The organism is Scytonema hofmannii PCC 7110, assembly GCF_000346485.2.
Lineage (GTDB): Bacteria > Cyanobacteriota > Cyanobacteriia > Cyanobacteriales > Nostocaceae > Scytonema > Scytonema hofmannii.
The window spans coordinates 10,694,889-10,716,883 of sequence record NZ_KQ976354.1 but is presented as its reverse complement, the minus strand read 5'-3'; the positions used below and the strand labels follow the sequence as shown (position 1 = coordinate 10,716,883).

Here is a 21,995-nt window from a genome sequence, read left to right as displayed (position 1 = left end):
AATCATTTGGGAAAAGTTAGATCTCCGACTTCTTAAAGAAGTCGGAGATCTGAACACAGTCAAACCTTTTCTATTGACCTGATTCAAAAAAATCGCTCAGAAATTAGGCTATTATTGTAGCAAGAGTAGAATAATTTGACAGGGTTATAAGGCTTTATATATCTTCATGAAGTGAAAAAATAAAGTTTATCTGCATTTTAGGCGGTTGACAATGCCTAATATTAGAATAACCAATGTATTTCTCTAACTAAGGTAATATTCTTTCGGGATGGGAAATTCTACTAAAGCATATTTTGATAGTTTTGGAAACGTTCTATAGAAATAATAAATAAGGAATGAATATTAATAAATAACAAGTTTGTATTTGATTGGGTAGAGAATGATTTCCCTACCTAGGATAGACAGAAAATATCGAGAGAAACCCATATAGTTTATATATGACTCTTACTAAAGTTTTTCTTTTCACCGAGCTCTCATGCAGACAGGGTAGCTTCAAATGATGCATTAGTAAGAAGGTCTGCACTTTTATAAATTAACTTTTTAGGAGGTTATTTGTGCGGATTGCTCAGGTTGCTCCATTATGGGAGAGAGTACCGCCCCCAGCCTATGGTGGCGTAGAGTTGGTAGTGGGGTTACTGACTGATGAATTAGTCCGTCGCGGACACGAAGTAACCCTCTTTGCATCGGGAGACTCTATCAGTTTGGCAAAGCTTGTGTCAGTTCATCCTCAAGCCCTAAGACTTGATAAGAGCGTGAAGGAGTCTAACGTCTATGAAACGTTACAACTCAGTCGGGTGTATGAAATGGCAGAAGAATTTGACGTTATTCACTCTCATATGGGTTATTCTGTCATACCCTATGCCAATCTGGTGAAAACACCTACCGTTCATACATTGCACGGTATTTTTACTCCTGATAATGAAAAGATGTATAGGTATGGTAGAAAACAACCATACATTAGTATCTCTGATGCACAGAGGGAACCAAGGCTGGGGTTGAACTATGCTGCAACGGTTTACAACGGTATTGATGTCAGCAGTTATAAGTTCTATCCTCAACCTGATGAAGAACCATATTTAGCCTTCTTAGGTCGCATATCTCCTGAAAAGGGACCGCATCATGCAATAGAGATAGCTAAGAGAACAGGTTGGCGCTTGAAGATGGCAGGTAAGGTAGATATCGTTGATGTAGAGTATTATGAAAAGGAAATTAAACCCCTCATCGACGGCAAGCAAATTCAGTACCTGGGTGAAGCCAACCACGAGCAGAAGAATATATTGATGGGTGGCGCAGTCGCAACTTTGTTCCCCATCACTTGGCGAGAACCGTTTGGTTTAGTGATGGTTGAATCCATGGCATCTGGTACTCCCGTGATCGCGATGAGGCTGGGATCTACGCAAGAGGTGATTGCTCATGGAAAGACAGGATTCCTCTGTGATAGTGTCGATGAATGTGTCGCTGCTGTTAGTCAAGTAGCTGAACTAGACCGCACAACTTGTCGAGAATATGTCTTCAACCGTTTTAGCTATCAGGCGATGACTGATGGATATGAAGCAGTGTATCGGCAACTTATAGCAGATAAGTTTGCTATGAGTGTAGGACAATTCCGTAAGTCGGTTATTGCAAGCAACGGTCGCGTTTAAAACAATTAGGTAAAATCTACCTTTGACTCAATACAGTTCAGTTAAGCAGTTATTTAGAAACACGGTATCTTGGAGATACCGGGTGTGGTGCTCTCCTCTCGACCCTTAACTGAACCGTATTGACCTTTGACTGACTTTTTACCAGACTGAAAGTGAGTGATTTTAGAAGTCGCTACGCGGTGAGTATAAGCACTACAACGCTTTTACTTCTTTTTTTGTATTGTAAATCAATAGCCATACAAAAATTAATTTTCTGGTGACAAGAGAAGATAGTCTCTGAATCTGTTATTAGCCACAAATTTGTCCTGCTTCACTAGTCCTCTATCTGTAATGTTGAAGAACAAATAGCCTTTATCAAATAAAAAGTCTAAGCTATTTAATTTATCTTGGTAATTTGACAAAACTTCTATGACTAAATCTACTTGATAATGTAAAAGAATATCTTTCAAAGACAAAAGTATAGGATACTCTGCCCCTTCTGTATCTATTTTCATTAAAGTTCTCTCTTTTGGCTTCAGAAGAAAGGTCAGGCTTTTGCCATCAATTGCTAACATCTTACTGATGCTGATAGAGGTGCTAAAAACCTTTGCAAAATCATAATTGAGAGATCCATTGGTAAGATGGTCTTTTGGTTCAAAGAAATCACAAAATCCAAATTCATCGCTAATAGCACAATTAAATACGTGAATATTTTTAACACAATTTGAATTTAAATTAATATTTTTTAATAACCTTAAATAAGCTTCTCTAGAAGGTTCAAATACAAATATATCTGGTTTCATTTTTTTATCTTGGAAGTAAGAATTAAAAAAAATGGAAAATACACCTACATTTGCACCTATTTCAATAATAGTATTATATTTACTCAGATATAATTCTAAACAAGATATTACTTCTCTTTCATAACTAATAGATTTATTGAACACAGCCTCAAAATCAAATTCATGAAAATGAGGAATAATTTTAAATTGTGTCTTATTTGAACCAAGTTCTACAGTCAACGGTTTTAATTCTACATTTAACCAATTAATAGAGTTTATACTATTGAGGATTCTTTGAGTTACTTTTTGTTTTAATTTATCGGGTATAGGGATCTCTCTAAACAATAAGCTTAGTAAACTAATATACATTTTTGTAAGAAGACTTGACTTTGATATAGCAAGATGTAGTAAAAAAAATACCGATTTGATAGATCTGTAAATCATCATTCTAGAAGGAGTTTTTTAACGTAAAGTTTACTAAGAGAATTGTTTTAACACACTACCGCATGTTCCTTGATTCCTCTCTTTTTAAGAGGCTGAGCCGGATTACCTGCGTAAATCGTCATTGGTTCTAAAGAATGCCCTGTCACTCCGCCTAATGTCAGCACTGCTCCTGCTCCTACAGTAACGCCTGGACCGATCACTGCTTTCGCAGCAATCCAACTACTTTCTTCTAGATAAATGGGAGCAGCAATTAACTGAAAATCAGGATGGTTCCAGTCATGATTCCCCGTGCATAAGTAAACGCCTTGAGACAAACAAACATGGCTTTGAATAGTAATAGGGGCAATGTTATCTAACCAAGTATCTTCACCAATCCAAACATAATCACCAACTGTTAACCGCCAAGGAAACTTTACCCGGACTCCAGGTTTGATACGGACTTTCTGACCAATGGTTGCGCCAAATAAGCGGAGAATCCAAACCTTGAAAGAAGACACAGGAAACCAGTAATTTTGTACTAAAGGCGATCCTAAAAAATACCACAACAGTTGTTTCCAGAAGGGAGCACCTGAATTGTAGGTTCCTAAAGTATAATTATCTAAACGCATATGACGAATGAGTAACAAGAGAATTTAAGCTAGCTCCTGTGCGACCTGTAAAAATCCAAAGTAGTGAGCGACTACAGTCGCGAAGGATATGCAGGAGAGATTCGTGAGGTCGATTAGAGGGAACTGAAATAGGGGTGAAGGAAATACCTTGGCTGCCAAAAACTAGGGTGGCTATTGCTTTTGCTCGTGGCATATGAAAATCAGAAGTAATTAGATAGAGGTGCTGTATTCGGCGTTGTTTGAATTCGGATACCAGACTGGTGAAATTGGTTACAGTATCAACAGCACGATAGTCAAGGTGGAGGCGGTGATTTGGAATACCGATGGTTTGAAAGATAGAACGGGCTATATCTGGGCTTGTACCAGTGGAAACCCAAATATCTAAATTGGGAAAGTGTTGGGCAAATTGAGCAGTGAATTCTTCTCTGTCTGAACCACCACCTAGAGTGAAAATTCCTTGTGGAAAAGGGGCTTGGTAGGAGGCGATCGCTAACCGTATGGGAATAATACTCAGGACAACGACGAACAGACCTACCACTGTAAAAAACCAATATTTTTTGAGATAGCGCTGTAATTGCCTCACCGATCGTATCCACCAATTTGCTGTACTGTTCAATTAATAGTGTTAAATTTAACTAAGCGTTTTTAACACAAAAGTCTCAATATTCTGCTTTTGCATTTTTTCATATTCAATTAAGTGAATGGAAAGTAAAACTTCTGCCAAAACTCTTTGAAAGGCATAGTACCATCCATGCCAACCATCAAAAATGCCTCTTTTTAAGATGAGACAGTAGAACAAGATGATAAAAGGAGCTAAAACTTTTTGTTTGCGAATGCGATCGCCCAAACTAAGTTGCTCGCTAGGAGTTTCTGTTAATTTCCGTGCCTCAATCACCATGTAGCGGTCTTGCGCCCACAACCAACGGTTTAGAGACTTGCGATCGTCATGATAAATATAGGCAGAAAGATAACTAGATTGACCGTCTACCTGTAACAGTTGAGTATGTCCATCATCAATATATTTTGCTTTGTTTTTTTTGAAAAGGACTTGCCGTGGTGGTAATAAAGCGCTATGCAGTGGTTTGCCAAACACACAGTATTTAAACCGAACAAAGTAGCCATCTATGGAGGAGTTTAAAGGTATAGATTGAATTTCTGTAAAGAGTTCATCTGTAACGATGTAGTCTGCATCTAGAGAGAGTACCCATTCGGTTGTAACTTTTTCTAGACCATAATTCCATTGTGTTGTATGGGTGTCAAATTTTCGCTTAAAGACCTGAACTTGTGGATAGGAGGTTAAAATTTCCAGAGTTCCATCGGTACTGTAGCTGTCAATTACAATAATCTTCTTTGCCCAAGAAAGACCCTGTAACGTGCGCTCAATATTTGGCGCTTCGTTATAGGTGAGTAAAAGAGGTGTAACTTGTTCCATTATTTTTATATGTTGCTAATAATAAAATTTTCTCTATTGCATTGAACGCAACTCATTTTGGTTGATAATTTTGGTGTAAATCTCGATAAGATTGCTAGATATGTTCCTCCAAGTGTATTTCTCTGAAATCAGTTTCCTGGCATACTTACCCATACTCTTTGCTTCTTGAGGATGTTCTAAAGCTTGTTTTAAAAGAGATGCGATCGCAGTCACATCCAGTTCAGGAACATAACCCAAACGCTCCTCTTTCACCAAGTCAGCTAAGGCAACACCAGGAGTTACCAGCACGGGAAGACCAACAGCAAGAGCTTCTAAAACTGCGACTCCAAAATTTTCTGAGTGGGAAGTGAGAGCAAACAAGTCTGCTCCTTGCATCAATATATTCTTTCTTTCTCCTTCAACAAATCCGGTAATATGCGTATGAGTGCGAATGCCATGAGAAAAAATCAGTGATTCTACGTGTTTTTCACATTCTGGTGAGCCATTACCTGCTAAGACAAAGGTAAAGCGGTAATTATTGAGTTTCCCTAGTGCTGGAATTAGATAATCTAAACCTTTTTTAGGATGCAGGCGAGACAAAAATAAAATGACGGGTTCATCTAGCGGAATATTGAGATATTGGCGCAAACGCTGACGAGCATCAGGAATGGTAGGCGGGATTGACAAACCGTGAGGCAAAATAAAATTAGGGGTATTTAAACTTAACAAAGAAACTTCTTGCTGTTCTTGCTTAGAGGTCAGGTGAAGTGCTTGACTACCTTTAAGATTCGCTGTTTCTATAAGTTGGAGATAAATTTGCTTTTTGCGAGCACTTTGTTGAAGAGACCACTGGCACAATTGTCCTAAAGGGCGAACTATATAAGGAACCTGTTTTTGACGGGCAATCGCCATCGCTACTGTAGAGGGGTAAGAAAAGATAGCATGGATGTGTAGCAGGTCATATTGGTGAATTTCTTGCCACAACCAAGCAGTTAACTGACTGGAAAAAGCAAACTCACGTACAGCATGGGAGTTAGGGGAAAATCGAGAAAAGAACCAAATTGGTACTTCATGGTACTCGGTGCGTTGCCCAAGAGGTATATCTAGCAAATCTGGTCCGTTATCATTTGTCGTCGCAATCTCAGCTTCAACACCCCTATCTTGTAGTGCCTTGACCATTTCGATCGCTGCGAGACTCGGACCACCTCGAACTGGAGCAACAGAGGGAATCACATGAAGGACTTTCATTTTGTTACCTGCTCCCACCAATATTTAAGAACTGCCAGACTCCACCGACGATACCAGGGTTTAAGGGGTATGTTATTTGGGGCAGTTATATTGCTGAAGTAATCCCGCCATTCACCTGCCATCCACTGCTCATAGGGAAAGAAAAAGCCTCGTTTGGGACGGTTGATAACCCAATCAGGTAAATCAGGAACGGATGCAATCAATAATTTTTTTCCAAAGGCTAAACGAATATGACTGGGGATTGGCGCAACTGCTTCTAACAAACTGCTATCAACCAGAGGAACGCGTAATTCTAGCCCCCAAGCCATACTCATGACATCGCTGTCGCGGAGTAATTGATTCCGCATATAACAACTGAGTTCTAAAAAACTAACTTCATCTTCTAAGGTAAGAGTTTGTTGTTGAGTATTTAAATGATTTTCCCAATGAAAGGAAGTTGGAGGAGATTCAACATATTGATGGGCAAGTACACAAGCTTCTGTATGAGAGAAAATTCCTCGAAAACTGCGATAAGCTGCAGATGAACTAGGAGAGCCTTGAAGAAAATCACCCAAGCGCTTCATTTTTGGCGGCACACCCCAATGAGCCAAAGCCATTCCTGCGCTAGTAGCAAGCATAGGAATTGCTTTCAACTGCTTGCTTTTTGCTACCATTTGTGGAATTTTCACAAAAGACTGATACCCTGCAAATAACTCATCTCCACCAAGCCCTGAGAGTACAACTTTAGTACCGCTTTCACGAGCAACTTTTGACACACAAAAAGTATTAAAACCATCGATACTGGGTTGATCGATCGCTTCTAAAAATTTAGGTAATAACTCTTTAGCAGCTGATGCTGTGACTTTATATTCCGTGTGTTTTGCACCAAATTCCTTAGCAATTCGTTTGGCAATCTCCCCTTCATTCCACTGCGTTTCTTCAAAAGCGATGGAGTAGGTACTCAATTGTTCTTTCTGTGTCTGACTAGCCAGGGCGAGAACAGTAGTTGAGTCGATACCACCACTTAAAAAGATTCCTACAGGCACATCACTGATAAAGTGATGTTGAATTGAGTCAACCAAAGCAGCATGAGTTTTTTCTTGAGCTTCTTGGGGTGAAATTTGTTCGGGAGTAAAGTTAATTTGCCAGTATTGCTGTTTTCTGACACCAGTAGATTGCCAATACAACCAATGACCAGCTGGCAAACAGTAAATATCTTCTATAAGAGTGTATGGTTCTGGGACTGAACCAGTCACCAAATAGCCATATAATCCCGATTTGCTCATCTTAACCTCTGGCAACCTAGAGGCAAGAACAGATCTGAGTTCTGAGGCAAAAATCAGAGTTGAACCAGATTGCCAATAATATAACGGTTTGATTCCTAGAGGATCGCGAGCTAAAAAACACGTTTTTTCCAGGTTATCCCAGATAGCAAAAGCAAACATTCCCCGTAAATGCTTAACACAGTTATGCCCCATTCTCTGATAAAGTTTGAGGATAACTTCTGTGTCTGTTTGTGAATAAAACTGCTCTCCTTGGGAGATGAGATTTTGCCGCAGTTGTTGAAAATTATAAATCTCACCATTAAAAGTAATCCAGTACCGTCCATTCGATGCGGACATGGGTTGATGTCCCGCAGGGCTGAGGTCGAGAATTGACAAACGGGTATGAGCAAGGGCGGCTTGTCTGTCAGGTGAAATATAAATACCAGCATCATCAGGACCGCGATGTTTTATCGCTATCTGCATCCGCCGAATAATTGTTTCTAAGGCATCCTGATATCGATCGACGGTCAGAATTCCTGAGATGCCACACATAAAAATTATCTCCTTGTCATTAACTTAAAATACTCACCCATAAGATTTGCAAGATTCTGTTGAAAACGTTCAAACCCAAAAGTATGAATGACTTTCTGGCGTAAAGCTTCAGGCTGATAAATTAAAGGATTGGGATAAACATAGCGTAAAATTTTAATCAAGGCTTGAGTAATTTCGCCGATATCATCAGGATTAACGAGTGCTCCCAGTTTGCCATGACAAAGCGCATCAATTGCCCCATCTTGATTACCTGCTAAGACGGGTTTGCCACAAGCTAATGCTTCTAAGTAGACTATGCCAAACCCTTCTCCTTTGCTAGGCATGGCATAGACATCGCAAAGGTTATAGTAATCGCACAAATGCTCATCTGGTACAAAGCCAGCAAGGGTTACACAGTCTTGTAGTTCGAGTTGAGTTATGATTTGCTCAATTCTGGGTCTATCATCTCCCTTACCAATAAGGATGTAGTGAATATCGGGAATGACTTTGCGAATCAATGGCAGAGCTTGCAGAACTTTGTCATATCCTTTGTACTGTTCGCCTTTTGCCAATCTTGCAACAGTCAAGACGATCGGCTGTGTTGAAGTCAGTTTATATTTTTCTAGTAAATAAGCAGGTTTTAGCGAAGGTTTGAAGCGACTTGCATCGAATGTGTTTGGTAGAAGAGCAACTTTATCGGGATCGAGATTTTGTTCTTTGAGTAAGCGATCGCGGGTATAGCTGCTCACTGCTAGAATAAGGTCTGCATGATGTAGAGCCGTTTTGATAGAAGATTTTTTTATATCCCAAGCTTCGATACCGTGAGCAATAGTGCAGTAGGGTATTTTAGCAAGTTGTTTTAATTGATAAGCAGCAACACTAAAGTTGAGATGAGTGGAAAAAATTAGATTTGGACGTTGCCAAAGACCAAAGCCGAGCAATTGAGCAGCAAAAGCAGGGGTACGTAGAGACAAAGGCAAGTGACCAGACGCATGAAAGCGTAAATAAGGGGAAACAGGAGGTAAGTGAATATCGTGCTTGATAAAAATATCGTAATTAAAGTCAGGATAAACGGTTTGAAAAGCCCGAACACAGAAAGAAGAATAACGTTGGATGCCCCCTGTAGAGTCAAATAAGTCAGGTAACCAGAGATGACAGTGGAATCGATTTTGAGTTTGATGCATGGTTCTGAGTTACCGTCCTTTCATTGGTAGCAATAGGGATGTGATTAATGGGACAGTACTTGTCCTGGCTTTGTTTTTGACTGATAAAATTTATTGAGAAAATACACCAAGACGACGGAAGCTGATGTGCTGGCTACCACTTCTACTAAGGAGCCACCAGGTTGAATTAAACCCAATCCGGGCAGAAACCATGAAGCAAATCCTGACCAATTTCCATTGATTAACTTTTGTCCAGCTGATATATCGATAATTCGTAGTAAAGTACCATAAACAAGAAAGCCCAAGAACACACCTATCGAACCAAAGTTGATATAAAATTCCATAACTTGCCCAACTCCTACACTTGTTCTATCAGCAAACTCTATACCCGTGTAACGGCTGACAATTTCAGGGCTACCAGCGCGTACTGGTTTATCTGGCCAAAGAAGACGAGGAATGGCTGCAATTGCCGCTTGTTCTAGCGTTCCGCCATGAGCATAATCAACAAAACCTGCAGAAATGTGATTAACAGTCTGACCTACCAAAGTATTCTGGTTAAGTCGAGCGTCAATCGCTTCTAAATGTTCTTGTTTAAATGGATCGAAAAGTTCAAAGGTAGTAACCGTTTGCCACAATCGCTCAATTCTTGTTTGTCCGCTTTGACCACCCCAAACGGTCGCTCGAATTTCAACGCGATCGCGCATATAGTTGACGAAGACGGATAGTCCTAATACAAGCAGAAGTAACCCCGTAATAACAACTTTCCATCGCGGGCGGTAGAAGTTAAAAACAAAAATGAGTACAACTAAGGATGCAACGGCTCCGTACCCAATAAACCCTAAAGTTAACACTGTTATGAGTGGCATACTACAGGCAAGAATCAGCCACGTCAGAAAGGCTTTACTATCACCCACATACCAGGATTTCCAACAAGCAAGACACAAGCCCACAATAAAGAGAGACACACCTGATGTCGTTATGGCAGATAAACCAGGAACCCCAAGCAAAATAGGAGCGATTGCCACACATATAAAAAGACCTATAGAAATGTAGGTCTTAGGAAGCTTCAAGTCAGGCGGGCGAGAAACTTCAGACAGCCAAGCTGGTTTAAGCTCTTTAAGTACCCAAGGTGCTAAAAGAGTGCTACCAATTCCAAACCCAATAACACCGTAAACACTTTGATGAAAGCCTGCTAAGACGTGAGCAATAGAAACATCTTGACTCATTAAATAAGCGGAAGTAGGAATATACCAAGGAAATGCATAAATTAAAGCCCCAAACCAATGAATCATGGATAGGCTTAGCAAATAAATTAGTGGTAACCCCGCACTTGCTCTTTTTTGATTCCACTGGTTGCGAACGACTAAATGGACAACCATCAGCCAAATAAACAACCACAACATTAACCATAGGTGATCTTCTGTAATCATTATGACGTACCTCTTGGTCTTAACAAATCTTTATAAATAGCAGCAAAGGTTGCTGTTCTTTTTACCCAGTCTTTTGGGATGAAGTCATCATAATCTCTCTGTAACATTTATGCCACATTTTTTGGGTAGCAGTAAGATGCTTTTAAGCTCGTAGTTGCCCTTCAGCGCTAAGAATTTTGATTGGATAGATTGATAGATGATAAATAGATGCCTTGTTTTTTTTGGGAAACAATTCATATTCGTTTTATATTGTAATTCTGTCAGAAACTTATGCAGACTTTTAACTAGATATTAGATGTAGCGCAATTGATTTCAGATAAAAAATATTAGTTTTCCATAACTTTTACTAACCTCCTCCCACAAGCAAGTTTGTATGAATACTAATAAAATTTGCTGCTACCTCTGCCCAATCCCTGGGTTTGTAGCCATGATAAACTCTCCACACCATTTGTGCCAAGTCTTGTCGATTTTCATGACACCACTTTAGCCTCTCTACAAAACTCTTAGGGCTGCGAATTGGAAAAACCCAACCCGTCCAATCTTCTAAAAGAATATCCGGACCGGAGCAATTTGTTGTAGTTAAAATTGGTAATCCAGCAGCTTGAGCTTGAGATAAAACAACGGCGTAACCATCTTCAAGCGTAGTGAAGATAAAAATATCCGCCTTTGCATAAAACTTTGGTAACTCAAACTGGGGTTGCCGGGGAATAAATTCAATAAATTCGCTACTTTTTTGTAAATCTAGGGCTTCATCAGCAATAGATCCAACAAATTGAAACGAAGCAAAATCCTTTGCCAGTGATGCTATTTTAACAAAATCATAAACTCCTTTACGAAAAGAAAAGGTTCCGACCATCAAAATATTAAGACGTTGTCCGGAAAGTATTCTGTTATATCGAGCTTCAATAAGCTTCTCATCAGGGCGAAATTTCTCTAATTGAGTACCAAGGCTAAGAACTTTAAGTTTATCTTTGCTTATATTGCGATGAATAAAAGATTGTTGGGCAAAAGCTGACAGACATATCACTGTATCAGCCAATTGATATTCTCGCTCTTCTCGAGCAATTATCCACTCACTTGGCTTTTCTACAGTTTTACCAGTTCGTTTTTCCTCCTCCAATAAAAGCTGAAATTGAGTCCGAATATGAGAAGAACCTCTGACCAGCGTTTTATGTATAGGTTGCTCGGACAAAACCTGAAAAATTTCTTCAGCAATGCCACTAAAGACATAGACAACTTGATAGTCCTGTTTAACTAAAGACCGAGCAGCCCAGTTAGAGAATTTGGAATGAAGAAAAGCTTCAAAGTCGGAAGTACCCAAGATTTCATGCAATCGATGAACAACACGGCTTAAAACACCATGTAGTAAAAAACTTTGAACACACTTTTGAGGAATTCCAAATTTTTCTACAACCTTTTTGGGATAATTAGTAAACAAAGTCAGATCGTGACCTTGATTAATCAGCTCTCGCGCCAAGTCAAAAGAATGAAAGCGCCCATGAACAACAATGGCAATTTTAAGTTTCATGATTGGAGTTGCAGATGATATTCTTCCAAAGACAACATAGTTTTTAAGCGGTCTTTGTATGTGTGTCTACCTTGAGCGATCAACAAATGAGCATTTTGAGCAAGGCGATGGCGTTCGGTATCGTGATTTAACAACCACTGAGCTTTTTCTACCATCTCTGGAATAGTTCTGAAATAAACAACTGCTTTGCCTTCGTCTCCAAAAATCTCTCGATGTTCTTGAGTGTCTTCGGTCAACATACAACCACCAATGGCTGGAATTTCAAAGCTTCTCATGACGTGACCATCACGATTGGATTTTCTTACCAAACAGAGTGCTACTTTAGCTGTGCGAGTGGCTAACCTAAGTGTCCGTGGATTGGCATATCCTCGCAAACTTGATTTGGTTTCTGGGTAGCGTTCCCAGTAAGCACCGTAAAGATTGACTTTCAGACCAGCGCAAATGAGTGCGTTTATCCAGGGTCTGCGATCGCTGTCAGCACCGCCTACAAAAATAACATCACAATCATACTGATATTTTTCTTCTAGAGTTATTGACGTTTCCGGATAAAATAACTCTTCATTAAACCCAAAGGGTAAATATTGAACATGAGAACATCCAAGTTGCAGAAGATCGTTGATATTGTCACGACGGGGAGAAAAAACTATATCGTAATAGGGCAGTGCTTTGAGAAACCAAGGAGAGTAAAGTACTGGATTCCAAGGATCGTCAGTGAGAAAGTTAATTTTCTTAATTCCGCGATCGCTAAGTTCAGATAATGCTTGGTGAGAGATAGGAGCAATACCTGTTGTCATGAGAACCTCAGTTTGTTGCGCCAAACACCTTTGAACAATATTCTGACTAAAAGCTTGCAGTCGAGATGGATATCTTCCCCGTAGATGCCAATTTATAGACTTAATTAATTTTGAAGCCTCAAATGCTGATTGCATATTGACAAACACAGGCTTCAGATTGGAATTGAGTGCAGCTTTGAACAAAGCATCACCAACATTTGTACCACCCGTTCCGCCAGTTATGATAATTTTCATAGCATCTTTTTACAACACTTTAACTTTTTTTGCTTTCTATATAAATAGATGGAACTCCTTCTTTGGTATACTCTACTTGATTAATTTCCGATATATACTTGCTTTCTCCATAAGCAGATTCGCATATATCAACAAAGCCATTAGCTTGCATAATCTTTTTAATAGAACTAGCATCATACATATATTTATGCTGATGTGGATAATTCTGTAAAAAATTCAGAGTTTTAACAAGAATATTCCGGTTTTTAGAGTATGTTCCTTCTTGGTGAAGATTGGCAACCTCTAAGAATTCTTGACTGGCTACCTCATCACCCTGTTCATAGCGATAAACATAATTTTTAGCTAGTTGATAAAGGTCAGGAACAACTATTCTTAGAATGCCATTAGGACGGAGTACTCTAAAAGCTTCACTCATAAATAACTGTGATGTTTTTAACGTTAGATGTTCAAAAACATGACATGCGTAAACAACATCAACACTGCAATCCTTAAAGTTCCATACATATCGTAAATCCATAAACATAACATTAGATGTATTATATTCTATGGACTTGTATATCTTCCTCGTCAGTCGTTTAATCAGTGGATACTTTTGAAATAAGCTATTAAGTGAAGAATCAGTGTTGAGCCATCCTAAAGGACGAGTTTGACCGCATCCTAAATTTAAGAGAATTCGCTCTTCTAATTTCTGATTAGTTGTTATCATGAACTATACCTTGTATTGATTTTAAAGAATAAGGATTTAGAAATCGAGTAAACGAAAGGTTTAATCTTCTCAAAAAATCCTACAGGTATACTTAACCCGAAAAGACAGATAGCGAAGTAAAGAATACAAAGTCTGATTTTTCTGAGAATTCCAAAATCAAGCTCGAAAAAGACGTTCTTTGGCTTTATACCAAGACAAATACCTATTGCGTAGTTCCAAGATTGAACGCGACGATATTCTATAATCCAAAATGGGTAAGTAAACAAGTAAAGTTGAAGAAATATTTTTTCTATAATCTTGGACTTATTTGCAGGAGTCAGATAAGGCGCGATCGCATCAGCTATTAACCGACCAATATGCATAAAAGGAAGTTTCCTTTCAACAATTGGACACGGGTTAAGCTTGGGCTTTGCAGCATAGCTATCTACGCTTTCGTTCGTGATTTGAATATCTTTTCGTACTGCTGAGATATCTAACTCCAGTAAAGAGCTTCCACTGGCAAGGATTCTTGCCATAATAAACATTTGATACATTTCTGAACCATCCCACTTATCTGTGCTATGGCTCTGTGCTTGAACTCGATCTAGAATAACTCCGGTCACAAAAGCAACGTTACGAAAATGAGTAGCAGCAATTTCGGGTCCAGAACCAATGAGGTCAGATTTCCGAATACGCCTTGTAACCTGCCGTGTTGACCAATCTTCAAAGTTTGGAATGACTACTCCAACGGAATCATATTTTTCGATTTCTTCGTACAGAAGATCGAGTGTTGTGGTAGAAGCCAAGCAGTCATCATTTCCGTGAAGAAGGCAGTAGCGACCTCGTGCTAGGGCAATACTGGCACGAATATTGCCATCGTATCTTAAGTTTTTTTCCTGTCGTTGGTATACAAAAGAAAAGCCCGAATTCTGCAAATAGTCAATTAACTCTTGCTCTCTGCCATCATTTGAGCGATCGTCAGAAATGCAAACCTCAAAGTTTTTAAAGGTTTGCGATGCTAACACCTTACAGGCTTCGATTAGAAATGAAGTTCTGTTGTATTGAGGAATGCAAATTGAGAAGAAAGGTTTCTCCACAAGAATACGGCTAACTTCCATGTAAATTTACCTACGGTTTATCCTTTTAAGCCCAGCCTTATAAAGTATTCCCAAATTTGACCCTAAACGAACAATTATTTTTGTTTTTGCGACCAGGGATTTCTCAGAAATCCATTATTTTCTTGTGAGGCGGGCATTCTCGCATTTTCAGAATGCTAAAACTTTCAAATACTTTAGTACAGGCGATCTATTTAGACACTGCCGTTCCCAAGCTTCTCCCAGAAACGAGAACAATTGGTTTCTTTAGTTACGTTTTTTTAGTTGCTTTGTGTTAATTCTCCTAATGAAAGAACTGTACGTTTAGTTGGCAACAGACACATGATTTTATAAATTTCTATAAATTGTTGCTCGTAATTCCACTGCTCAAAAATTTGCCTTCTGCCACTTTCTCCCATTTGTCGCATCTGTTCGGGATTCTCTAAAAACCAATTGAGGGTAGTTGAAATACTGTCTGCATTGTCAGGTTGACAGCAAAGCCCATATCCAGTTTCTACGTACATTTTACGCCAATCTTGTAAATTAGATACTATTATTGCCAGTCCACAAGCAAGGTAATCAAAAGCTTTATTAGAAGCACCGACCATATATTCCATGTTGATATCTTTGCTGTTGAGAGGCATGAAAGCTAAACCAATATCAGATTTCTGACACCACTTAAAAAGCTCTTTTCTTGGCATTGGTCCTAAAAATTCTATTCGTTCACTGATTACCAATTCGTGAGCTAGTTCTTTAAGTTGTTCAACATAGCCCTGACTCCCTTTTGTTTCATAACCAATGACGCGCAATTTTACGGTTACAGGTAGTTGAGCAAGAGCAACTAGTATGGATGGAGGTAGTCTCGATGGCCCAATAGAACCATGATACAGTATTGAAACTTCATTATTTTTATAGGGTAAGCGAGGTGGTGAGATTTCTTCTTGAGCAGGACAATTCCAGACACAAAGAACATCACCTGTTGGTTTGGTGTCTTGAATAAAGCGTTCAATCCTTTGTTGATTGGGCAAAATACATATTTGTGCTCGTTGCGCTACCCACTTTCGCGTCTTCATACATAAGCGAATAAAAGCACTACTAGGCTCTAATGCGTTTGGTGAGTCATGTTCGTGATATATCAGCTTTACCCCTGGTAATGTACTTAACAATAAAGCAATTGGGCAAGATAAGAAATCAGAAGCATAAACCCATTGTGGTGAAAAACGGAAAGCCCAATAAATGACCCAAAGGCAAAACCAGAGATAATGTAACTTCTGCCTCCAACCCCCAGGACAAAAAGGTAGTTGCCGTACTGTAATCCCATTGTGGAGTGGAAAGCACAGAGAATTTGAACCCAGAGAACCAGTCCCAAGGAAAAGTACCTCCCAGCCATCGTTTGCTAATATGCGAGAACTGTGTTCAAGAGGCGGATAACCGGCGGGATTTGTATACTGTACGTATAGAGTGCGGCGCATAATGTTTGATTTTTTTTGTTCATTCATTCCAATCACAATTGGTACGTAGTTCGCCTAAAGGCTGAAGTTTATCTTCAAGACCAGGCAGATGGTAAATACACTGGCCAAAAACTTTGGTTAGCCTATAACCAGCAGCTTTCAAATTCTTATGAATTTCAACACATTTTTCAATTCCACAAATTGCAGGATGGTACTCCATTGCAATAAAATCAATTAACTGTTGCTTAACAACTTCTTGTCCACCAGCAATAACTAAATGTTCTGCTCCTTCACAATCTACTTTGAGTAATCGTACCCTCTCTAAACAGTTATTTTTAAAAAACTGGTCTAGCGTAATAGTTTTAACTGTTTCTTGCTTTGAGCCTATTTTCCAATGACGAAATATACTGCTAGAGCCTGTAATTGTTGATGGTCTTAGAAAGAGAGTAACTTCTCCTTCTTTATTGGAAATAGCTATTCGATGAATAACAATAGAAGTAGCAGAATTAACACGAATGTTTTCTTGAATAATAGAGTTAAGTCGGCTTTGAGGCTCAATACAGTGAACCTTTCCATCGCCAACTAATGATGAAGCAATGACAGAAAAATACCCCTCGTTACCACCAAGGTCTACAAAAGTATCAGAAGGTTGTAAAACTAACTCTAGTAACTTTGTCATTTGTGGCTCATGAACACTTGTGCGTAACAAATGCAAGCCAAAAATAGAGACTGGATCTGCCCAAAATTTATGACCTGTTGAGGATGTTATGTACTGCCGTTTAATCAGCAGGATCTGCTTCACTAAAGCGCCCAGTTGTGCTGGACGAATTTCAAGCAATTGTGAATAGAAGTTAATCTTATTAGCAGTTATTGATAAATCTTTTGTCATGCTGTTCACTTTTTCTAAAGTACCTTATTACTTTTTTGCAGTATGTAATTGTAGAGAGATAACATTTCTTCCGCAACTGTTTCCATGTGTCGGGGTGGACGAACACCACGACGCAAATGAGTGAGTAAATCCTGCTCTTGGCTGAGTCTTTGAAGTTCTCGAATCCATGCATCAACAGAAGCAGGCTCCACAAGTATGCCATTAACTCCATGCTGAACTAATTCTGCAATTCCTCCTAGATTAGAACCAATGACAGGAATCCCAGCAGCGAATGCTTCAAGAACCACCAATGGTCCTGTTTCCAACCATTGAGATGGTACTGCAAGCAAGTCATAGTCTGTTAGTAAGTTTACAACTTGTGTTGGAGAAACAGGAGATTTGAAAGAAATTCTTGTGTCTTGTTTTACCAAGTTCAATAATTGTGTTTGATAAGCATCACTTGCTGAATTTTGAGAGATGCCATAAATATCTAAGGTAGCAGCCAGTTGCGGAGTGGTTTGGAAAGCTTTCAGCAAGATATCTATTCCCTTTATAGGTTCAATTCGTCCTAAAAAAGCAATCTTGAGAAATGAATTATTCTCAGTAGTATTGTTTCCTAATTGGCTAGTTTTAGCTGATAGTATTTCTTGACACAATCCCTGACGACTGACAGTGATGTTCTCGCAAGATACGTGATTGCGGATTAAAATATCTTTCACCCAATCGCAGACTGCAACAACATGGTCAACCTCAGATAACAAACCTTGCAAGGCAGAATAGCGGTAACTTGCTAATTCGGTCATGCGGAGAGCAGTCCAAATACCTCCATGGAGATTAAGCGCTCTTAAAGAATGCCCAATTATAGGAGGTAAATTACTGATCGCACTTGCGCTTATCCAGTTTAATCCCAGTCCCTGTAATGTGCATTGAGAACAAGTACGTAAATCCACTTTTCCATCACAAACTTGTGTACCCCAACGCATGAGACTTCCTCTTTGGCAACTTACAGTAGGGGTGTGATAAGTAAAAATAACTGGAATTTTTCTTTGCTTGGCAACGCGGACAAGTCGTAAAGAAACACCTCTTGTAAATGCGTGTAAGTGAACGAGATCGGGTTGTTCCTCATCCAAGAGTTTGCCAAATTCAATTGCGCTCTGCCGATCCCCTTCCCCATACACCTCTTGAAGTCTTTTAACTTGATTAGATACAGCAAAGCGACGTACAGGTAAGCGATTGTGAAAGTAGGACTCGTTAACATTTCCCGGTGCGGCAATTAAAATTTGCAATCCTTGCTGTTGTAGATGCCGTGATAATGCTTCTACATAAACTTCAGTACCACCTACAGGATGGGGATAAAAACAGAAGGGGACGTGAATAATTTTCATGCCACTGTTAGTAGAACATAGTTCTAAAAAGAGAATTTTTGTACTAATCGGTGTAGTTGTTTTTTCGTGCGACGATAGGTTAGTGAAATTGCCTCAGCTTGCTCATATCCCACCCACTGAGATAACTGGTGCAATGCTTTTGGATTTGAAGGAATATAGTTTGGATTCAATCGGTGAATTTTGGCAAGCACTTCAGAAAACTTCAAGCGGTTACGTTCAAAGTAGAATCGGGCTATATGACCGTAGATTTTCTCCAGGGCAATACGTCGTTCTGAAGTTATGCCCCCATGAACTGTCCAAATTTCTTCTACCTGACAGGCATTGATAAAGCAATCATTCATAAAGCCAGTAGGGTCACGTTTTGATAAACTAGTACGACTTGCCAGTACTCGATAATCTGCTTGTACGCCAGGTACGTGGATAAATTTACCCCCCATCAAAGCGGCATCTAGGCAGAAGCGAGCATCCTGGATAAAAAGTAGAGACTTATTCCAGGTACCAATCTTGTTTACAATACGATGGTTGTAAAGTAAAGCTGCAGGTGGAGCCCAAAAATTAGTAAATAATGCAATTTGTGGATCGGGATGAACCTCTTCAATACGCCTAGCTACAATAGCTCCCAGATGAAATTTGCCATCTTCACCTTCCTCTAGCCGTTGCCAGTCAGAGTATGCTACATCAGCATCATGAGCTATCAATGCATTGACTCGTTTTTCCAAAGCATCAGGTCGTAAAAGATCGTCTGCATCTAAATATTGAAAAAACTGACCTTGTGCTAACGCAGTACCGAGGTTACGCGCTGCACTAGCACCTTGATTGGGAGTGAATTCTGCTCTTAGTTTTGAGCCAAAAGAGCGAATCAAAGTTGCTGTCTCATCAGTTGAACCATCATCAATGACAATAACTTCAAAATTTTTAAATGTTTGTGCAAAAACACTTTCTAGGGTTGCGTCTAAAAAGCGTGCTGCATTATAGCAAGGAATGATGACTGATATTAAGGGAAATTTGAGCATGATAACTTATCACTCAATATAATAATTTTTTGAACAAAAACATCATGCTTTAGTAGGTTTTTGTATCAATAAAATTTTAATAATTAATTTCCAATAATTAACAAAGCAAATAATGCTGGGGCAGAATAGTGCTGATTTACACCACCATTTTGTTGATTCGAGCTTATTTCCAATTGAATATTCAAATAATCCACGCCTAAGCATGACAGAAGCGTAAAATAATCTCAAGCTTAACTTATTTCTAAGTCTGGTAAATAGTTGAAGGTGTTTATCGTACTTTTCGATAACTTCTTTGACTTCTGCCATTGCAACAACATTGCTTTTCCAAGTTTTAGCATCAGTGTGATGTCTCAGCTTGGAAAAACACTTAGGTATGTAGTGCAGAGGATGTAACATTCTAATACGCAACCAGTAGTCTAAATCCATTGCGTATGATAGTGAAATATCTAACCCATTTAGCTGATGAAATATATGTTGACTAAAAAAGACCGAAGGTTGGGGTAAATATTTATCATGATGATACTGGAGTAAATCTTGAAGCGAGTAATTTTGCGGTTTTATGTAATATTCTATTTTTTCTGCTGACTTCTCTGTAATAAAAAAATATCCATCTCCAGTGAGAAAATGACAGTTGCTATTATCTCTCCAAAAATATCCAATTTCCGGTAAAGTTGTTTGACAGAACACATCATCAGAATTTAGCCAAGCATAAATCTCTCCTGTGGCTTTATAAAAACCCTTGTTTATTGCATCAGACTGTCCCTTATCTTTTTCACTCACGTAATAGGCAAGCCATTGAGCATACTTTTCAATAACTTCTAGTGAGCCATCAGTTGAGCCGCCATCAGTAATGATGTATTCCAAATTTGGATACCCTTGTAGCAAAACTGACCGAATGGTTTCCTCAAGAAAGTGACCGTAGTTGTAATTTGGTGTCACAACGCTGATGCGGGGCCATTCATAACCATTTGGCATCCGGTCAGGCAGTGGTTCGCTTTGCTCAGTCCAAGGCCAGCCACTTTTTCCTGGTGGAGGTGGAGGTAAATCTTCTAAGGTCAATGCTCTAGTAATGATAGACATAAGTGAGAGTTTTACTAAAAATAGCTAAATCAATTGAAGATAACCTATGGTAAGTAGCGTTTGCCAACCCCTGTTAACCAATAGCAACAGAATAATTTTCTTGTGTAGACTTGCCTTTACGTAGCGTCTCTAAAGGAAAATCGCTCTTTGGTATACCCAAAACTTGGTGATATAGTTGGATGTATCGCTGAGTCTGTAGTTCTAAGCTGTATTCAGCTAGGGCGATCACTCGACAATTTTGCTTCATGCGATCGCGTAAGCTATCATCCTCTAACAACTCCACGATTCCTTTACAAAAATCATCAGCACCCCCTGTTGCTGCTAAGTAACCAGTCACACCCGGACGTACAAGATCGGGAACACCACCGACTTTGAACGAAACCATAGGAGTGCCGCAAGCCATACTTTCCTGTAGCATCAAGGGAAGGTTATCAGCAAGGGTCGGAAAAATGAATAAATCGGCAGCAGAATAAGCTATTGACTTTAAAAGATCGCTGCTAACATAACCAAGATTTAGAGTAGGTATTCCCACTTCCTCAGAAATTGCTTCCCCTCCGTGACCTACAGTTAAAAGCATAGTTTCAGCTTTTAGGGATGAGGGTAAATTTTGCAGCGCCAACAGCAGCAAGTTACCTCCCTTACGAGTATCTCTTAAATTCTGTGCTCCAAACATCAACACTTTTTTACCAGAGGGAATTCTAAGCAAGGAACGGCACTGCTCAACCTCAAGGGGTCTATAAACTTCTGTATCAATCCCATTGGGAATATGATGGATGGGGAAGCGGTTGAGTATACTTTGTTTAACTTGCTCGGTTAGCCAATGACTGAGGGTTACAATCGTTAAGTTAGCTTTGCTGTAAATCCAATCTTTTAGCTTCCACTCTAAAAAAGTATTATCTCGAGAAACACCGGGATAAGTATTTAAGTACGGACACTCACCACACCCTGTTTTCCAGCGATCGCAATCATAGCTATAGGTACAATGACCCGTAAAGCTCCACATATCGTGAAGTGTGAAAACCGCTGGCTTGTTTTTCGTTAACAATGGAATTCCCAGATAGTTAAAGTAACCATTATGAAGATTGTGAAAGTTGAGAATATCTGCCTGTTTGTAAAAGGGATGTTTGGGAATATCAAAAGTGCTAACGAGGTTGAGGTAGTTAAAACCAAGATAAGAAGTCAAGCGACCAATGTGGCTTTCTATTCGATACTTGCGAGTAATAGGAGCTACAAACTTGCTGCTTGTCTCAACAGTGCTTACCAGTAGTGATGAATCAAGGCCTTGTGAGAGCAAGCCTTGATGCAGCCTATAACCTGCGATCGCAGCTCCTCCACAAGTATCAGATTGGTTGATGTGCAGAACTTTCACTTATCACCTCA

At 39.3% G+C, this 21,995-nt stretch carries 19 protein-coding genes; 1 reads left to right on the top strand and 18 read right to left on the bottom strand.

The features are described 5' to 3' along the window. The first annotated feature begins 554 nt into the window (after positions 1-554). On the top strand, positions 555-1,643 hold the full coding sequence (locus tag WA1_RS45180) for a glycosyltransferase family 4 protein (protein WP_017744124.1): 1,089 nt from the start codon (positions 555-557) through the stop codon (positions 1,641-1,643). Between the two features lie 245 nt (positions 1,644-1,888). Here the strand turns inward: WA1_RS45180 and WA1_RS45175 are convergent, their stop codons facing one another. From WA1_RS45175 to WA1_RS45090, 18 genes are all read right to left on the bottom strand, one after another. Beyond that, positions 1,889-2,773: an FkbM family methyltransferase gene (locus tag WA1_RS45175; protein ID WP_017744123.1), complete on the bottom strand. Its 885-nt coding sequence runs from the start codon at positions 2,771-2,773 to the stop codon at positions 1,889-1,891. A gap of 122 nt (positions 2,774-2,895) precedes the next feature. Continuing rightward, on the bottom strand, positions 2,896-3,456 hold the full coding sequence (locus WA1_RS45170) for a WcaF family extracellular polysaccharide biosynthesis acetyltransferase (protein WP_017744122.1): 561 nt from the start codon (positions 3,454-3,456) through the stop codon (positions 2,896-2,898). After that, positions 3,443-4,039 (bottom strand): YdcF family protein, encoded by a 597-nt coding sequence (locus WA1_RS45165; protein ID WP_017744121.1) that lies wholly within the window; start codon positions 4,037-4,039, stop codon positions 3,443-3,445. Before WA1_RS45165 ends, WA1_RS45170 begins: the two co-directional genes overlap by 14 nt. Before the next feature lie 48 nt (positions 4,040-4,087). Next, positions 4,088-4,888 carry a glycosyltransferase family 2 protein gene (locus WA1_RS45160; protein WP_017744120.1) on the bottom strand — a complete coding sequence of 267 codons (801 nt, stop codon included), beginning with the start codon at positions 4,886-4,888 and terminating at the stop codon, positions 4,088-4,090. A gap of 33 nt (positions 4,889-4,921) precedes the next feature. Then, entirely contained in the window at positions 4,922-6,115 is a 1,194-nt protein-coding gene (locus WA1_RS45155; protein WP_017744119.1) for a glycosyltransferase, read from the bottom strand. Further along, the gene (asnB, locus tag WA1_RS45150) at positions 6,112-7,911 is read right to left on the bottom strand and encodes an asparagine synthase (glutamine-hydrolyzing) (RefSeq protein ID WP_017744118.1); all 1,800 of its coding nucleotides are present in this window, start codon (positions 7,909-7,911) and stop codon (positions 6,112-6,114) included. The genes WA1_RS45155 and asnB overlap by 4 nt, the downstream gene beginning before the upstream one ends. 5 nt (positions 7,912-7,916) lie before the next feature. Next, complete coding sequence (locus WA1_RS45145; protein WP_017744117.1) at positions 7,917-9,074, bottom strand: glycosyltransferase; 1,158 nt, start codon at positions 9,072-9,074, stop codon at positions 7,917-7,919. Positions 9,075-9,118: 44 nt separating this feature from the next. Further along, a complete protein-coding gene (locus tag WA1_RS45140) occupies positions 9,119-10,483 on the bottom strand; it encodes a hypothetical protein (protein ID WP_017744116.1) in 1,365 nt (454 codons plus the stop codon). 346 nt (positions 10,484-10,829) lie between these two features. After that, positions 10,830-12,011, bottom strand: coding sequence for a glycosyltransferase family 4 protein (locus tag WA1_RS45135; RefSeq protein WP_017744115.1), 1,182 nt, complete (start codon positions 12,009-12,011; stop codon positions 10,830-10,832). After that, positions 12,008-13,039, bottom strand: coding sequence for a CgeB family protein (locus WA1_RS45130; RefSeq protein ID WP_017744114.1), 1,032 nt, complete (start codon positions 13,037-13,039; stop codon positions 12,008-12,010). The genes WA1_RS45135 and WA1_RS45130 overlap by 4 nt, the downstream gene beginning before the upstream one ends. 19 nt (positions 13,040-13,058) lie before the next feature. Further along, positions 13,059-13,745, bottom strand: a complete 687-nt coding sequence (locus tag WA1_RS45125; RefSeq protein WP_017744113.1) for a class I SAM-dependent methyltransferase — start codon at positions 13,743-13,745, stop codon at positions 13,059-13,061. After that, positions 13,742-14,842 carry a glycosyltransferase family 2 protein gene (locus WA1_RS45120; RefSeq protein ID WP_017744112.1) on the bottom strand — a complete coding sequence of 367 codons (1,101 nt, stop codon included), beginning with the start codon at positions 14,840-14,842 and terminating at the stop codon, positions 13,742-13,744. The genes WA1_RS45125 and WA1_RS45120 overlap by 4 nt, the downstream gene beginning before the upstream one ends. 257 nt (positions 14,843-15,099) lie before the next feature. Beyond that, positions 15,100-16,290: a glycosyltransferase gene (locus tag WA1_RS45115; RefSeq protein WP_148663056.1), complete on the bottom strand. Its 1,191-nt coding sequence runs from the start codon at positions 16,288-16,290 to the stop codon at positions 15,100-15,102. Positions 16,291-16,309: 19 nt separating this feature from the next. Further along, a complete protein-coding gene (locus tag WA1_RS45110) occupies positions 16,310-17,158 on the bottom strand; it encodes an FkbM family methyltransferase (protein ID WP_017744110.1) in 849 nt (282 codons plus the stop codon). 14 nt (positions 17,159-17,172) lie between these two features. Next, complete coding sequence (locus WA1_RS45105) at positions 17,173-18,522, bottom strand: glycosyltransferase family 4 protein (protein ID WP_017744109.1); 1,350 nt, start codon at positions 18,520-18,522, stop codon at positions 17,173-17,175. A 23-nt stretch (positions 18,523-18,545) separates the two neighbouring features. Then, positions 18,546-19,535 carry a glycosyltransferase family 2 protein gene (locus WA1_RS45100; protein WP_017744108.1) on the bottom strand — a complete coding sequence of 330 codons (990 nt, stop codon included), beginning with the start codon at positions 19,533-19,535 and terminating at the stop codon, positions 18,546-18,548. Positions 19,536-19,577: 42 nt separating this feature from the next. Beyond that, positions 19,578-20,615 (bottom strand): glycosyltransferase family 2 protein, encoded by a 1,038-nt coding sequence (locus tag WA1_RS45095; protein WP_017744107.1) that lies wholly within the window; start codon positions 20,613-20,615, stop codon positions 19,578-19,580. Positions 20,616-20,688: 73 nt separating this feature from the next. Further along, positions 20,689-21,984 (bottom strand): glycosyltransferase family 4 protein, encoded by a 1,296-nt coding sequence (locus tag WA1_RS45090; protein WP_017744106.1) that lies wholly within the window; start codon positions 21,982-21,984, stop codon positions 20,689-20,691. Positions 21,985-21,995: the final 11 nt, after the last annotated feature.